Source organism: Acidobacteriota bacterium, from assembly GCA_018001935.1.
GTDB lineage: Bacteria > Acidobacteriota > JAAYUB01 > JAAYUB01 > JAAYUB01 > JAGNHB01.
This window is the reverse complement of sequence record JAGNHB010000020.1, coordinates 1-15,137: the sequence shown is the minus strand read 5'-3', so window position 1 is coordinate 15,137 and position 15,137 is coordinate 1. Positions and strand designations below refer to the sequence as shown.

The following is a 15,137-nucleotide window of genomic DNA, read 5'->3' as shown; positions in this document are numbered from 1 at the left end:
GCGCCGGAAGGCCAAGCGGCAAACAGGGCGAGACCGTCTCCCGGCGTCCCGCGCTTTTCCGGCGCCGCCTCCGGGGCGCACGAGTCATCAAACGGTCCGCACCGGGATCGCCGGCCCCCTTGGCGACGGCGGTCCGCAACCCTCGATCTTCTCCCTTCCGGAGTGGAGTGCGGCGCGAAGACTGCCGGAGCGCCGCTTTGACCGCGCCGCGAAGGCTGCCGGAGCGGCGCGTCCCCAACGCGACCCATCCGCCTTCAATGAAACACAGGCGCGAAGGGACAGAGGGACCTGAAGGACCTACGCTATTCCCGGGACTTCGCCCGGCAACAGTGGCCTCGGAAGGCAACCGGAAACGACAACATGTTGGTGAGAACGCAGCCGCTAAAGCGCCTAAAGGACCAAAAGGACAGGCTGAGCCGGCGCGGAAGACGGCGCGGACGGGGCCTGCCACATTGAAACGCACGGGGTCGTCGCCCGCGGCCGGGCCTCACTCTCCCGGGGTCTCCGGTTCGAGCATCCGGAGGTCTTCCAGGATGATCCGGTAGTCCCCCTCCACCCGGTCGAGCAGCTCGAGGTTGAAGCGGAGCGCTTCCTGGGACGCCCGGCCGATTCCCGGCTCCCGGAGGAGCTGCTCGAAGCACTTCCGCGCCTTGGCGTAGTTCATGCGCCAGTAGGCCATCTCCCCTTCCTCGAAGAGGACCTGGTGCGCTTCCCGGACCCCCGCCGCGGCGCAGTCCCGGAGATCGTCGGGGAGCGTGCTGTCCTCCGCGACGGCCCGGTAGAGCCGCAGCGACTCGGACACGTTTCCCGCGGACGCTTCCACCCGGGCGAGGTGGTTGACGATGAAGCTCCTCTCCTCCCGCTCCAGGAGCGTGGTGTCGAGCAGTTCCCTCAGGACCGACCGGGCCTGGGCGTGCTGGCCGCTTCGGCAGGCCAGGGCGACGTAGGACGGCAGCCCGTCCAGGTCGACCGTCGACCCCGCCTGGGCAAAGTCAAATTCCCGGCCGCCCCTGGCCGCCTCCCGGGAAGGGGGCCGGCGGGGCAGCGGGACCGGCGTGTCGGCCGGCGGCCGTGCGCTGTTCCCGTTCGGGTGCGCCGGCCTTTCGACCGGATCACGTTCCGGTTGGGTTTCTCTCGGGCTCGAAGCAGCCCCGTTTGGGTTCAGCATACGGTTCTTCCTTTCCCTCGCCATGGGGACAACACCCTCCTCTTTCTCTCCCGGGACCGCGGAAACCCGCGATCGGCAGGGATCTCCCCGGGCCGGCGCCCGGAATCGCCCTTCGCCCTCAGCGAGCATTCATGATGTTCTCGGCCTCGGCCATGATTTTCATCCTCATGGTCTGCTGCTCGTTCGGCGACAACCGGAGACGTTCGAGTTGACGAAGCTTTTCCCGGCATTCAGCGGGAATGTCAATCTCACCCGACGTCACAGCCTTCAGGAATTCGACACTGGGCACATCGCCTCCGTTACCGGGGAATTTCCCCCCTCCGGCCCGCCGCCCCGACGAACTCGCCCCGGGCCCGATCCCACTCTGAAGGTCCGAACCGGAAAGGGACAGGACCGCGACGGGTTTCGGCTCCTCCCCCTTCTTTGGACTCCCCGAGCCGGCCTCCCCCTTTTCCGCCGGCTCACCGTCCCCGCTCTCCGTCGTCGATTCCGCATCCGTACCCGCTCCTTTCCCGTTCTCCTTCAGGTCCTTCGGGCCCTCCGGAGCTTTCGGGTCCACCGCGCCGGCCGCGGGGGGGGCTTCGCCGGTCTGCACGCTCTCGAAGACGTATTCCCCGTCGGAATTTTTCTTCAACTCGGGTTCGTTGGTTTTCTGCTGCTCGGCGCCCGCAGCGGACGCCGCCGTTTTCGTCGGAGTGGCCTTCTTCTTGCCGGCGGTCTTCTTTGTCCCGGCCCCCATCGCCAGGCCGAGGGCCATCAGTCCGACACCCACAAGAAACAGCGCTTTTTTCATTTTCCCCTCCTGTGCATCATGGCAAAAGGAAATTTTCTCCCGGAGACGCCACTTTTGTCAAGCGTAAACCTGCGGGGACGGCCACGAGAATCCCCGGGTGCGCTGCGCACCCCGTCGTGTTATAATCGAGCCCATTGACGACCGCTCACCTTACCAGGAGGAAACTTGGACACCCACCCTCCCCTCGCGAGCCCGCACGGTTCCCACCGGGAGCGGGAGAACTCGGTCTTCCTCAACTTCATCATCGACCTGGTCCTCATGCTCCCCGACCTGGCCGCGGCCATCATCTCCGGTTCCCTGACCCTCTGGTCGGACGTGATCAAGTGCATGAACGAGCTGACGGCCACTTTCCTTTCCTGGATCGTCATCCGGAAGATCGGCCGGGGCCGTCACCCGCACTACGATTACGGGCCCGGAAAACTGGAGAGCCTGGCCTGCATGGTGGTGGCCCTGATCATGGTGCTGTCGGTGGGCCTGGTCATCTTCAACGCCGTGATGCGGATCCTCAAGCCGGCCCCCCTCGAGCCCCTCGGCGTCTGGATGGGGGTCGTCTTCATGGCCGCCGGCATGGGCGTCAACGGGTGGCTCTGGCTGAAAAACTACCGCCTGGCCCGGACGGAGTATTCCCCCGTCATGGAGTCCCAGTGGCGCCTCTTCCGCGTCAAGACCCTCTCCGACGCGTCCGCCTTCGTCGCCCTGCTCGTCACGCTCCTTTTCGAGGGGCAACCCTGGGTCGACCACGTCGACGCCGCCGCCTCCCTGGTCATCGCCGTCTTCCTTTCCTACACGGTCATCGGGGTCCTGAGCCAGGCCGTCGACGACCTCCTCGACAAGACCATCGAGGAGTCCATGCAAATCGTCATCCTGAAGGAGCTGGTCGATTTCTTCGAGGAATACTGCTCCTTCGAGCGCATCCGCTCCCGGCGCGCCGGGCCCTCCGTCTACATCGAGATCCACCTGGGTTTCGACGGGACGAAAACCCTGTCCGAAGTCCAGGCGGTGATCGACCGCATCCGGGCCAACCTGGAAGGCAAGATCAGGGGAAGCCACGTCACGGTGATCCCCTCGGCGCGGTGAGTTTTCGAGGGCCCCGGCAGCCTCTCCCGGAACTCACTCCCCTTCCGCCTGGCGGGAGCGGCGGTGACGAACCGCCTCGACGACGATGGGCAGAACCGACAGGACGATGATGACCAGGATGACGAGGGTGAAGTTCTTCTGGACGATGGGGATGTTGCCGAAGAAGAACCCCGCCGCCGTAAAGGCCGCCACCCAGACGATGCCGCCGACCACGTTGTAGAGGATGAAGCGGGAGTAGGTCATGGCGCCCACCCCGGCCAGGAAGGGGGCGAAGGTGCGGACGATGGGGACGAAGCGGGCGTAGATGATGGTGAGGCCGCCGTAGCGCTCGAAGAAGGCGTGGGTCCGGTCCAGGTACTCCTTCTTCAGGATCTTCGCGTTCGGCTTGTGCAGGACCTTGGGGCCCAGGTACTTGCCGATGTGGAAGTTCACGGTGTCCCCCAGGATGGCCGCGGCGCTGAGGATCCCGAACAGGAGCCAGATGTCGATCACCCCGGTGGAGGCGAAGGCCCCGGCGGCGAAGAGGAGCGAGTCGCCGGGGAGGAAGGGGGTCACCACCAACCCGGTCTCGCAGAAGACGATCAGGAACAGGATGAGGTAGGTCCACGTGCCGTAGGCGGTGATGATGGCCTTCAGGTGTACGTCGATGTGCAGCACGAAGTCGATGAGGTCGGATATCCATCCCATGGGGCGGTCCTTTCAGCACAGAATGTCGGCGGGGCCCCGACCGGTCACCCCCGGCGGCATCCGAAACCCCGCTCGCGTGGTGCGTGGGATTGGCGGTGATGCCCGGCCGGCCCGGGGTCAGGGCGCCGCGGGCGCTTCCAGCCCGCCGAAGACCTCGCGCGCCGCGGCGATGCGTCGGTGGGCGGTCTGGTCGCGGTGAAGGGGGGTCAGGGAGACGTAGCCGTTGGAGACCGCCCAGAAATCCGTGTCGTCGGAGCTGTCCCAGGAACTCTCGTCCTCGCCGATCCAGTAGTATTTCTTCCCCCGCGGGTCGTCGTTCTCGTAGATGGAACTGCGGGCGAACTTCCCGCTCTGGCGGGTCACCTTCACGCCCTTCGGCGGGCGGGAGGGGAAGTTGACGTTGAGGAAGACCCCCTCGTTGAGGTTGGACGCCAGGTAGGCGGCGCAGATGCGTTCGGCCCAACGGGCGCAGCCGTCGAAATCCATGGGGGTCGCGAACGCCAGGGAGAAGGCCGCGGACCGGATGCCGTACATGGAACCTTCCCGGGCGGCCGCCACCGTCCCCGAGTACGAGACGTCATCCCCCAGGTTGGCCCCGGCATTGATGCCGGAAATCACCATGTCGGGCCGGTCGCTCAAGATCTTGTTCATCGCGACGAGAACGCAGTCTGCCGGTGTGCCGCCCACGGCCCAGACCCCCTCCTCGATCTTGTCGATCCGCAGGGGGGAGTGAAGGGTCAACCCGTGGCTCACGGCGCTCTTCTCCTCGGAAGGCGCCACCACCACCACGCGCCCGAGGGGGCGCAGGGCGCCGCGGAGGGCCTTGATTCCCGGGGCGCGGTAACCGTCGTCGTTGGTGAGCAGGATGAGGGGCATGGCGTTTGACAAAAAAAATGGTCGGGACGAGTGGATTTGAACCACCGACCACACGCACCCCAAGCGTGTGCGCTACCAGGCTGCGCTACGTCCCGACCGAAGAAGCTTCAAAAAACGTTATTCAAAAAACGACTCGCAAGACGGGCGATTTAACCACAACCCCCCCCCCGCGTCAAGCGTTTTTTCGGCGCTCAGTGCAACAGTTCCCACGTGACGATCTGGCCCAGGACGCTCGCCAGGACGACGTACTTGCCGTTGGAATAGCGACCGTGCTTGTACCGCTTGTAGTAGCCGTCCTCGTACCCCCGGCGGAACCCCTCGCGGAAGTAGTAGTTGTAGTCGTCCCGGCTGATGTAGTAACCCTGGTAGCCGTAGTTGGCGTCCCGGTAGGCGAAACAGCCCTCGAGGTCGAAGCGCCAGCGGTCCTCGCGGTCGGCCCTGCCGGCCCGGTACCCTTCCTCGTAGCCGCGGCGGACGGCGTCCTGAAGGTACCCGACCCCGTACTGGTTCGTCTCGTAGTACTGACCGCCCCGGCGGTATCGGCGGTCATAGGGCGTCCGGTAGAAGGGGTCTTTCTCCCAGTGCCGGGGCTTCCCCTGGGTGGCCAGGTTCACCAGCCACTGGAGCTGTTGCTCGTAGCGTTGCTGGTAGCGGTAGTGGGACATCCGCTTCTCCTTCTGGAGCTGCTGGCGGTACTGCTGTTCGAAGGACCGTTGCTGGTCGAGGTGATGGCGGTACTGCTTGACGTACTCTTCCTGGTGGACGTAGTCGGGCCGCCGCGGCGGAGCCGGCGGGCGAGGGGCCGGAGGAGGCTGGTGGGCCTGGGGCGGGGCGGGCGGGTGAGGGGCCGTGGGCGGCTGGTGGGCCTGCGGCGGGGCCGGCGGCCTGGGCGGTTTCGACCCGTGGTAAGGGGTGTCCGGCGGCGGAGGCGGAGGCGGCGGTTGCCGGCGGCCCTCGGTCCGGTCATCAGGCGACTTTTTGTTTCCCCGGGACTTGCTTTCCGGTGGCGGTTCGACGCTCCCCGACTTCGAACCCTTGGACGGCGGGTAGGTGCGGGTCGGCGGCGGCGGAGGCGGGGGCGGCGGGTTGCCCTGGGGCTGGTAACGGGACGACGGCGGCTGCTGGCCCCGGGATTTGCTGTCCGGCGGCGGCGTGTAGGTGCGGGGCGGGGAAGACGGGGGCGGGGGCGGCGGGTTGCCCTGGGGTTGGTAGCGGGACGACGGCGGCTGCTGGCCGCGGGATTTGCCGTCCGGCGGAGGCTGATACCCTTGGGACCTGGAGTCCGGCGACGGTTTGCTGCCGGCCGATTGCGGCTGGTCCGGCGACGGCTTCGAGGACGACTGCTGTTTCTGGGCCTCCCGGGTCTTCGGGTCGACCGTTTTGGACTTGTCGGTCGGGGGCTCGGGCCGTGCGGCCGCCAGGCCGCATGCCGCGAGGAGCCCCGCCGAGAAGAGAACGAACATCAGAAAACGTTTGCCTGGATACATGATTTTGACCTCCCGGGGTAGTGTGGCGGTCCCGGCTCACGTGGCGCGTGCCGGGTCTCGGGGTTCATACTCTCATTGTACGCCCCTTTTACTTTAGATGAATTAATTTCTGTTTCGTTCACCCGCCCCGGCCGGTTTTCCCCTTTCGCCCGCGTCCGACCTGGGCTATAATCCGGTTGTTTGAGGGATTTTGCGCCGACGAAGAGCCCTGAGCCGTCCCGCTTCCGGAGGGAATATTCATGCGCTGCGACCTGCACATCCACACCGTCGTCTCCGACGGGTACCTCAACCCCGGCGAGATCCTCGAGGCCGCCGAACGCCTCGGCCTGGAGCGGATCTCCATCACCGACCACGACACGCTGGGCGTCTACTCCGTCTACGGTTGCGACCTGGTGGCGGAGGCCGCGTCCCGGGGGATCGAACTCGTCCCCGGGATCGAACTGGACAGCCTCTTCGACGACGTCGAGGTTCACCTCCTGGGGTACGGCCTGGACCCGGCGGACCCCGCCATGAACCAGCGCCTGGAGGAGATCCGGGTGAGACGCGAAGCCCGGATCCGCGAACAGCTCCTCCAGGTGAACGCGGCGCTCGGCCCCCCCTTCCTCCGTGAGGACGACATCTTCACCCCCCAGCGACGGACCTACATGAAGCCTCACATCCTCCGCCTCCTGCTGGCCCGCAAGCGCTTCGCCGACTACAAGGCGGCCTCCGCCTGGTTCCGCGACACCGTGCACGCGAGTGTCCAGGTGCCGAAGTTCCCCGTGGAGGCGGTGATCCGCTGGGTCATCGACGCGGGCGGGAAGGCCGTCCTGGCCCACCCGGGATACTACATGCTCCAGCACGGCCTCGCCCTCGAGACGATCCTGGACCGCCTCGTCCCTGCCGGCCTCACCGGGGTCGAGACCGAGTACCGCTACCGGTTCACGTCCCCCCACTTCCCGGACCTCGACTCCGAGCGGCGGATGGTGGATCGCATCCGCGAGATCGCCCTGGCGCGCGGCCTCGAGGAAACCCGGGGGAGCGACGCCCATTCCATGAAAGACCTGGAGGACTTCAATGCGCAGTAGGATCGGGGCCCTGGCGCTTGCCCTCGCTGCCCTGTGCAGCTTCGCCCCCCCGCAGAAGCCGGCCAAGGGGGAGACCCCCAGGGCGGCCCCCGGCACCACGGTCACGGTGGAGATCCCCGCGGTGTCGGTGAACGTGGTGGTCACCGACCCGAAGGGGAACCTCATCACCGGGCTTTCCCGGGAGCATTTCAAGCTCTTCGACGAGGGGGTCGAGCAGGAGATCACCAACTTCTTCCCGGACAAGTCGGCGGTGAGCGTGGTCCTCCTGATGGAATCCAGCCGCATCATCACCAGCCTGGAAACCGATTTCTGGGACGCGGTGGACGATTTCGCGCGCTTCCTCCGCCCCGACGACTTCTGCGCCCTCGTCACCTTCGACAACCGGCCCCGCATCGCCGTCGACTTCACCCAGGACAAGAACGAGGTGGTCAAGGAAGCCCGAAGCCGCATTTTCTTCAAGGGGTTTCGCGACAGCTGCCTCTCCGACGCCGTGATCTTCGTCCTGGACCGCATGAAGGAGGTCCAGGGGAAGAAGGCCGTGGTCCTCCTCTCCACCGGTCTCGACACCTTCAGCCGCGCCACCTACAACCAGGCGCTCGAGCGGGCCGCCGCCGCCGACACCGTGATCTACGCCCTCTCCATGGGCCAGCTGACCCGGGCGGTCAACGACATGCGCTACTCCGACGAGTTCCGGGCGGAACTGAACATGGCGGACCTCCGGCTGAAGTCCTTCGCCCGGAAGACCGGCGGGGAGGCCTTCATGCCCAAGTTCGTCACGGAGTACCCCTCCATCTTCCGGATCATCAACCTGCTGATCCGCCACCAGTACACCCTCGCCTTCCAGCCGACCGGGGTGAAGGCCGACGGGAAATTTCACAAGATCCGGGTGGAGGTGGCGGCCGACATCGACAACGACGGGAAGCCCGACAAGCTCAAGGCGGTCTGCCGCGAGGGCTACCGGGCGCCCAAGTGAACGGTGGAGAACCTGGTGCCGCCCCCCCTTCCCCTCCTCGATGACGTCGAAGGCGTCCTGTCGGTCTCGGAACTGACCGGGCGGATCCGCGCCGTCCTGGAGGACGGCTTCCACCGGGTCCGCATCCGGGGGGAGATCTCCAATTTCACGGCGCCGTCGTCCGGGCACTTCTACTTCACCCTCAAGGACGCCCGCTCGCAGGTCCGAGCCGTCTGCTTCCGGGGCAGCCAGCGGAACCTCCCCATGCGCCCCCGCGACGGGATGGAGGTGGTGGCCGGCGGCCGGGTCTCCGTCTACGAACCCCGGGGCGAGTACCAGCTCATCGTGGAGGAGATGGTCGAGTCGGGCCTTGGCCGGCTGATGGCGGCCTTCGAACGACTGAAGGAGAAACTCCAGCGTGAGGGCCTTTTCGATCCGGCCCGCAAGAAGCCCCTCCCCCTGCTCCCCGCCCGCGTGGGGGTGGTGACCTCCCCCACCGGCGCGGCCGTCCGGGACATCCTCCAGATCCTCCATCGGCGCAACAGCACCGTCGACGTGGTCGTCTGGCCCGCCAAGGTCCAGGGGGAGGGCGCCGCCGGGGACATCGCCGAGGGGATCGCCCACTTCAACCGCGCCGGCGGCGTGGACGTGCTCATCGTCGGGCGCGGCGGGGGCAGCCTGGAGGACCTCTGGCCCTTCAACGAGGAGACCGTGGCCCGGGCCGTCTTCGCCAGCGCCATCCCGGTCATCTCCGCGGTGGGGCACGAGATCGACTTCACCATCTGCGATTTCGTGGCGGACCTTCGCGCGCCCACCCCGTCCGCCGCCGCGGAGATGGTGGCCGGCGCCGCGGAGGAGCTGCGCCACCGGGTGGAGGGCTTCCGCCAGGCCCTGGCCGCCGCGCTTCGGCAAGGCCTGGCCCGGCAGCGGCACGGCTTCGAGATGCTCGCCCGCAGCCCCGGCTTCGTCGGGTTCCCCCACCGGCTGCAGGCCCTTTCCCAGTGGGTGGACGACCTGGCGGGCCGGCTTCCCCTGCACGTCCGTCGCCGGGTTGACGCCCACGGGCGGCGGGTCCTGGAAGCCGCCCACCGTCTGGGCGCCCTCAACCCCGTCCGTCGCCTGGAAGCGGACCGCCTCCGGCTGGAAAACCTCCGCGAACGCCTGGGGAGCGCCGTCCGCCGCCGCCTGGACGAGCGCGCCGCCGCCCTGGGCGCGGCCGTGGCGAGAAGCGCGGCGATGGACCCCCGCGCCGTCCTGGGCCGGGGCTACGCCATCTGCCTCGACGCGGAGGGGAAATCGGTGCGGTCGTGGCGGCAGGCGCCCGCCGGCGCCCGGGTCGGCGTCCTCCTGGGGGAAGGCCGTCTCGGCTGCGTTGTGAATGAATCAACCCCCTCGGAGGGCTTTTGACGAACCTATCGGTATCGGTATCGGTATCGGTATCGCAATCGCTATCGCCATCGGTATCGCTGTCGCCATCGATATCGCAATCGCCATCGCAATCGCAATCGCTGCTACCCCCATCGCCCCCGCCCCCGCCATCGCCCCCCCTTTCGCTTTCGAACCCGTCAACGCCTTGTAGGTTCGTTCCCGCCCCCCCGGCCACGCAGGCCCCGGGGCAACCTTCCGCCCGGGGGGTGATCCCGATGGCGAGGGCGATGCCGAGGGAGATGGCGATGGGGATGGGGATACCGACGGCAATGGCGTTCCTGAGTGCCAGGGCCATACCGGCGGCGAGGATGACGCGGACAGCGACGGCGATACCGATTGCGATACCGATACCGATTCCGATTGCGATTGCGACACCGATAGCGATTGCGATACCGATACCGATACCGATGCCGATGCCGATACCGATATCGACGGTCGCAGGGGCGGCGGGGAAGGATGCCGAGGATAACATGAATGCTGCGTTCGGAGAGAGAGCATGAAAAAAGAAAAAGAACAGCCCAAGGACTTCGAGAGCGCCCTGGCGAGCCTGGAAACCCGGGTCAGGCAGCTCGAGGCGGGGGACCTGCCGCTGGAGGAATCCCTGAAGGTCTTCGAGGAGGGGATGGCCGAGGCCGCCTTCTGCCGGAAAAAACTCGAAGAGGCGGAGCAGAAGGTGGAGATCCTGCTCAAAGGCAAGGACGGCACGGTCCGCCGGGAGCCTTTCCCGGCAAGCGGCGTCCCCCCCGTGATCACCCCCTCCCCCGACCTGCTGGTGGCCGACGACGACGTCCCGTTCTAGCCCGACTTCCCGGGTTGCCCGGAGGGGCGAGGGCAACTCTCGGGAAAGAACGCGACGGGAAGCGGGGAGACTCCCCCCCCCACCCACCCGAGACCAGCGCCGCTTCCTCCCCTCCCCCGGGCGCCTGGCTTTTCACGAGGGCCCTGAAGCGGGGTCAGCCCCGCCGGCGGGAGGGGGATCTTTCGCCCCGCGTCTGCGCGTTCCCCGCGGTCGCTGATGGAGACGGCACTCTACCGGATCGGCGCCTCCGGTTCCGGTTGCGGCTCAACCTCCGCCGGCTTCGAGGGGGCGCCGTCGCCCTCGCGGTTGAAGTTGACGAGGTTGAGGGTCTTCCAGCCCAGGCCCACGGCGCCGGGGGACATGTTGCCGACGTAGCCGGCCTCGGTGACGAACCACACCGAGAGGTCCCCGGTCAGCATGTAGCGCCAGAGGATGTCGGCCTTGCCGTCGCCGCCGAAGTCGCCGATCCCCTTCACCACCCAGTCCAGGTCGCTGATGCCGCCGACGAAGGCGGTCCCCTTCAGGCCCGTCTCGTCGATGAACCACAGGGACATCGTCCCCGAGGCGTTGTGGCGCCAGAAGATGTCCGCGCGGCCGTCCAGGTCGGCATCGCCGAAGCCGACGATCTTCCACGACGGGTCCACGGAGCCGGGGGACATGTTCCCGGCGTAACCGGTCTCCGTCACGAACCAGACCGACATGTCGCCGGTGAGCAGGTGCCGCCAGAAGATGTCGGCCTTGCCGTCGCCGTTGAAGTCGTCCACGCCCAGGACGCGCCAGTCGAGGTTGCCGATGCCGCCGACGAAGCCCGGCACCCGGGAGGCGCCCTCGCAGGTGAACCACACCGACATGATCCCCGAGGCGTCGTTGCGCCAGAAGATGTCGGCCCGGCCGTCCAGGTCGGCGTCGCCCACCCCCACGATCTTCCAGGAGGGGTCCACGTTGCCCAGGGAGTAGCCGCGCAGGACGCCGCCGCCGGTCCCGTCCACCAGCCAGACGGCCAGGTCGCCGGTGTCGGTCTTCCGCCAGAGCACGTCGGAAACGCCGTCGCCGTTGAAGTCGCTCACACCGGCCACCTGCCAGCTCGGGTCGGCGATGGCGCCCAAGGTGCCGGTACCCGCGAGCCCCGCGGCGTCGAGGTACCAGGCGGAGACGGTGCCGTCGGCGTCGGCTTGCCAGAGGATGTCGCTGTTGCCGTCCCCGTTGAAGTCGAAGGGGGCGGTGGAGGCGGACTGCCGGATCGTCGCCCAGCAGGTGTGGGAATCCGCCGTCCCGCAGGAGCCGCTGACGCGCAGCCAGTACGGCGTGGACTGGCTCAGCGCCGGGGTGGTCCAGGCGGGGGAATCGGTCCCCACGGGCGTGGCGGTGTCCCCGGTCTCCCCCTGGTACCACTGGTAATGCAACCCGGCCCCCGCGGCGCCCGCCGTGAAGGTGACGGTCTGGCCGGTGTCGAGGGTCTGGCAGCGCGGTTCGACGCTCAGGGCGGTCAGGGCGTCCACCGTGACGGGGTGCTCCGGCGAGGTGCCGGGGCAGCCGTCGGCGTTGGTCACGGTGACCGTGTAACTCGTCAGCGTCGTCGGGCTCACGGTGATGGTCTGCGTGGTCGCCCCCGTGGACCAGGCATAGGACGCGAAGCCCGCCCCGGTGTCCAGGGTGACGGAACTCCCGGCGCAGACCGAGGTCGGGCCGCTGATCACCGGGGCGGGCGCCGGGTTCACCGTCACGGTGTGGACGGGGGAGGCCCCGACGCACCCGGACCCGTTGGTCACGGTGACGGTGTAGCCGGTGGTCGCGGAGGGTGAAACCGTTACGGTCCGCGTGGTCGCGCCCGTCGACCAGGCGTAGGACGCGTAGCCCGCGCCGGCATCGAGGGTCACCGGGGCGCCCGCGCAAGTGGCGGCCGGGCCCGTGATCACCGGGGCGGGCAGCGGGTTCACCGTCACCACGTGGATCGGGGAGGTCCCGGTGCACCCGGCGGCGGTGGTCACCGTCACCGTGTAGCCGGCCGGGGCGGCCGGGCTCACGGAAATCGTGCGGGTTGCGGCCCCCGTGGACCAGGCGTAGGCGGCGTAGCCCTCGCCCGCGTCCAGGGTGGCCGAGGCGCCGGCGCACACCGCCGTCGGGCCCGAGATGAGCAGGGCGGGGAGCGGGTTCACCGTCACGGTGTGAAGGGGGGAGGTCCCCGTGCACCCCTTGTCGCTGGTCACCGTCACGGTGTAGTCCGTGGTGGTCGCCGGACTCACCTGGACGGTCTGCGTGGTCGCCCCCGTGGACCAGGCGTAAGACGCATACCCCGCCCCGGCGTCCAGGGTCGCGGACCCGCCGGCGCACACCGCGGCCGGGCCGGTGACAGCCGGGGTCGGGAGCGGGTTGACGGTCACGGTGTGGGCCGGGGAGGTCCCCGCCCGTCCGGTGCCGTCCGTCACGCTCACCGTGTAGTAAGCGGTCGCCGCCGGGCTGACCGTGACGGACTGCGTGGCGGCGCCCGTGGACCAGAGGTACGAGGCAAAGCCCGCCCCGGCGTCCAGGGTCACCGAGCCGCCGGCGCACACGTCCGCGGGCCCGGTGATCTTCGGCCGGGGCGCGGGGTCGATCTTCGCCCGGGTCATGTTCCCGGCCGCGTCGTAGGCGTAGGTGACGACGGTGCCGTCGCTGTAGGTGACCCCCGTCAGGCGGTTGAGGGCGTCGTAGGTGCAGGTCATGGAGGCCGCCCCCGCCGACACCCGCGCCGTCCGGCTGTCGGCGTGCCCGAAGGCGTTGCTCACCCGGACCCAGTAGTTCACCGTCCCCGGCCCCAGCGGGGGGGTGGTGAAGCAGGCCGCGTCCGTCCCCACCGGCGTGGTGGTGCTGCCGGACGCCCCCTGGTACCACTGGTAGTGCAGCGGCCCTTCGCCGGACGCCGTCACGCATAGGGTAGCCGTCTGCCCCACCGCCGCCACCTTGTCCTCGGGTTGGCCGGGCGGAATCACCGGAGGTTGGTTGACCGTCACCACCGCGGTGTTGGAATCGGCCACCCCGTCTTCATTGCTCACGCGGACCCAGTAAGACTGGCTGGAAGTCAACACGGGCGTCGTGTAGGAACTCGCATCGCCGCCACCGGGAGCCGGCGTCGAGGTGTCCCCGCTCGCTCCCTGATACCATGCGTAATGAAGGGGGGCAGTTCCGGATGCACTGACGGAGAGGGATGCCGTCTGGCCGGTTCCGATGGGTTGACTCTGCGGATGGGTTTGAATGGACGGCGGATTGTCCAGGGTGACAAGAAGGTTATCGTAGAAGACATTGGAGGCTGAACCGGAACAGGCCGCCCCGATGCCCACACCCAAGGGTTCATCGGTGAGGACCGATTCGTAAGACCGGCCGGAGAGGACCGGGGAGCCGTCGATCCACACCTCGAAATCGTAGCCGCCCGAAGGGTTTGGAATCTGTCGGTACTCCGACGCATGCCAGGTCCCGGGCGTGAGACTGAGCGTCGCCTGGAGAGACTGGAGCGTCAGGGACGCGTCCTTGTAAGCGCAGCTGAGGATTCCGGATGCGACATCGTAATAGGGGGTCGCGAAAGGGTACTTCCCACCAGCCGGGCCCGTGACCGGGCTGTAGTTGCAGGAAGCGCTGATCGAGGTGCCGGGGCAGAGGAAGACGCATCCCGTGGAACCGTAGAACTTGAAGTCCATTCTGCCCCGAAACCGTTCCCCGGTGTTCAGGTGAGGGAGGGTGTAAGGCGCGAAGCTGTAGTTGTAGAACGTGGTGGTGGTGAACCGGAGGGAAGGTGCCGGATTGCCTTCGGCGGCGTCCACCGTGGGGGAGGGGGTGCCGTAATGACAGGAAAATGGCGCAAGGCTGGACCCGTCGCTGGAAAACAAAGCTGTTCCGCGCAGGTCCTGTTCCCTCTGGGTGACAGGAGATTTCCAACGCCCCCGACGAGCGTCGCCCTGGGCCGGCAACGGAGCAGCGGCAAGGGCCAGCAGGGCACAGAGTGCCAGGACGCACGCCGACCACCGGAGCGGATCCCGCCGGGAGGGGTGGTTCTCACCAGAGTTACGGATCATCCTTCGGGTTTGATGTTTCGTGTCCATGATGCCCCTCACCGCCCGCCGGCATAGACGCCGGTGGAGCCGACCCCGCCCGTCGCCCCGGCCGGGAGCAGGGAAAGGTCCCGGATCAGGACCGCATGCTTGCTTAGAGCCGAGACCAGTTGAGAATACAACTGCCCCATCGCACAAGATACGTCTTCGGCCCTTCTTTCCATGGCTTTTCGCTTTTCTTTTTTTGTGCGATAACCATAACGGTTATTCTGAAGATCAGCAATTTCATACTTAATCATCATTTCAATCTTTGATGCTATACGTTTATCCAAGAAGTCAGGAGCGAGAATGTACTTATATCCTTTTCTGAATTCCTTGCGGGCATAACCGGAAACATCAAGGTATTGTTTGGGAGGTTTTGGGACTACCACTGGAGGCGGTGTTGTACCTGCGGGTACTGTGCTTGAGTTATTGCTTGTTGCTATTCCTCCTCCGTTTACTATATTGCCATTGCCTGTTGTAACAGAGGTGCCAGAAAGCCTTCCCCCAGTCCAGCCTCCCGTGCCCCCTGAATAACTCCCACCAGTGGAATTCATTCCTCCTGTCGTTTGTTTAGTTGAATTACTGCTTTTCCCAAATCCCAACAGATTGTATTTATACTCGGCGACTTATATAATTGCGCATAATCTCCTGAGATTAGCACTACCATCTCGCCAGGATTCGAACAGATCCTCGACGGTCTCCTCAATCGATTTCAGCGTATGAAAATACCTATTATGAA

General features: G+C 66.9%; 13 protein-coding genes and 1 tRNA gene. 6 read left to right on the top strand and 8 right to left on the bottom strand.

Annotated features, from left to right (window positions below; genetic code table 11):
- Nucleotides 1–487: 487 nt before the first annotated feature.
- Complete coding sequence (locus KA419_09770; protein MBP7866225.1) at nucleotides 488–1,168, bottom strand: hypothetical protein; 681 nt, start codon at nucleotides 1,166–1,168, stop codon at nucleotides 488–490.
- Nucleotides 1,169–1,286: 118 nt separating this feature from the next.
- Nucleotides 1,287–1,961, bottom strand: a complete 675-nt coding sequence (locus KA419_09765; protein MBP7866224.1) for a hypothetical protein — start codon at nucleotides 1,959–1,961, stop codon at nucleotides 1,287–1,289.
- A 165-nt stretch (nucleotides 1,962–2,126) separates the two neighbouring features.
- On the opposite strand from KA419_09765, the gene KA419_09760 reads away from it, so the two are divergent.
- On the top strand, nucleotides 2,127–3,038 hold the full coding sequence (locus KA419_09760) for a cation diffusion facilitator family transporter (GenBank protein ID MBP7866223.1): 912 nt from the start codon (nucleotides 2,127–2,129) through the stop codon (nucleotides 3,036–3,038).
- Between the two features lie 33 nt (nucleotides 3,039–3,071).
- Here the strand turns inward: KA419_09760 and KA419_09755 are convergent, their stop codons facing one another.
- The 4 genes from KA419_09755 to KA419_09740 form a co-directional block, all read right to left on the bottom strand.
- Nucleotides 3,072–3,725, bottom strand: a complete 654-nt coding sequence (locus KA419_09755) for a DedA family protein (protein MBP7866222.1) — start codon at nucleotides 3,723–3,725, stop codon at nucleotides 3,072–3,074.
- Between the two features lie 117 nt (nucleotides 3,726–3,842).
- Complete coding sequence (gene surE / locus KA419_09750) at nucleotides 3,843–4,601, bottom strand: 5'/3'-nucleotidase SurE (GenBank protein MBP7866221.1); 759 nt, start codon at nucleotides 4,599–4,601, stop codon at nucleotides 3,843–3,845.
- Nucleotides 4,602–4,619: 18 nt separating this feature from the next.
- Nucleotides 4,620–4,696 (bottom strand) — tRNA-Pro (locus KA419_09745).
- Between the two features lie 96 nt (nucleotides 4,697–4,792).
- Nucleotides 4,793–6,088 carry a hypothetical protein gene (locus KA419_09740; GenBank protein ID MBP7866220.1) on the bottom strand — a complete coding sequence of 432 codons (1,296 nt, stop codon included), beginning with the start codon at nucleotides 6,086–6,088 and terminating at the stop codon, nucleotides 4,793–4,795.
- A gap of 239 nt (nucleotides 6,089–6,327) precedes the next feature.
- Between KA419_09740 and KA419_09735 the strand changes: the two genes are divergently transcribed.
- The 5 genes from KA419_09735 (at nucleotide 6,328) to xseB (ending at nucleotide 10,334) form a co-directional block, all read left to right on the top strand.
- Nucleotides 6,328–7,155, top strand: a complete 828-nt coding sequence (locus tag KA419_09735) for a hypothetical protein (protein MBP7866219.1) — start codon at nucleotides 6,328–6,330, stop codon at nucleotides 7,153–7,155.
- Nucleotides 7,145–8,128 (top strand): VWA domain-containing protein, encoded by a 984-nt coding sequence (locus KA419_09730; protein MBP7866218.1) that lies wholly within the window; start codon nucleotides 7,145–7,147, stop codon nucleotides 8,126–8,128. The genes KA419_09735 and KA419_09730 overlap by 11 nt, the downstream gene beginning before the upstream one ends.
- 15 nt (nucleotides 8,129–8,143) lie before the next feature.
- Nucleotides 8,144–9,514 (top strand): exodeoxyribonuclease VII large subunit, encoded by a 1,371-nt coding sequence (locus KA419_09725; GenBank protein ID MBP7866217.1) that lies wholly within the window; start codon nucleotides 8,144–8,146, stop codon nucleotides 9,512–9,514.
- Between the two features lie 236 nt (nucleotides 9,515–9,750).
- A complete protein-coding gene (locus KA419_09720) occupies nucleotides 9,751–10,035 on the top strand; it encodes a hypothetical protein (protein MBP7866216.1) in 285 nt (94 codons plus the stop codon).
- Nucleotides 10,032–10,334, top strand: coding sequence for an exodeoxyribonuclease VII small subunit (gene xseB, locus KA419_09715; protein MBP7866215.1), 303 nt, complete (start codon nucleotides 10,032–10,034; stop codon nucleotides 10,332–10,334). The genes KA419_09720 and xseB overlap by 4 nt, the downstream gene beginning before the upstream one ends.
- 230 nt (nucleotides 10,335–10,564) lie before the next feature.
- Here the strand turns inward: xseB and KA419_09710 are convergent, their stop codons facing one another.
- On the bottom strand, nucleotides 10,565–14,194 hold the full coding sequence (locus tag KA419_09710; protein MBP7866214.1) for a hypothetical protein: 3,630 nt from the start codon (nucleotides 14,192–14,194) through the stop codon (nucleotides 10,565–10,567).
- Nucleotides 14,195–14,415: 221 nt separating this feature from the next.
- Nucleotides 14,416–14,952, bottom strand: a complete 537-nt coding sequence (locus tag KA419_09705; GenBank protein ID MBP7866213.1) for a hypothetical protein — start codon at nucleotides 14,950–14,952, stop codon at nucleotides 14,416–14,418.
- Nucleotides 14,953–15,137: the final 185 nt, after the last annotated feature.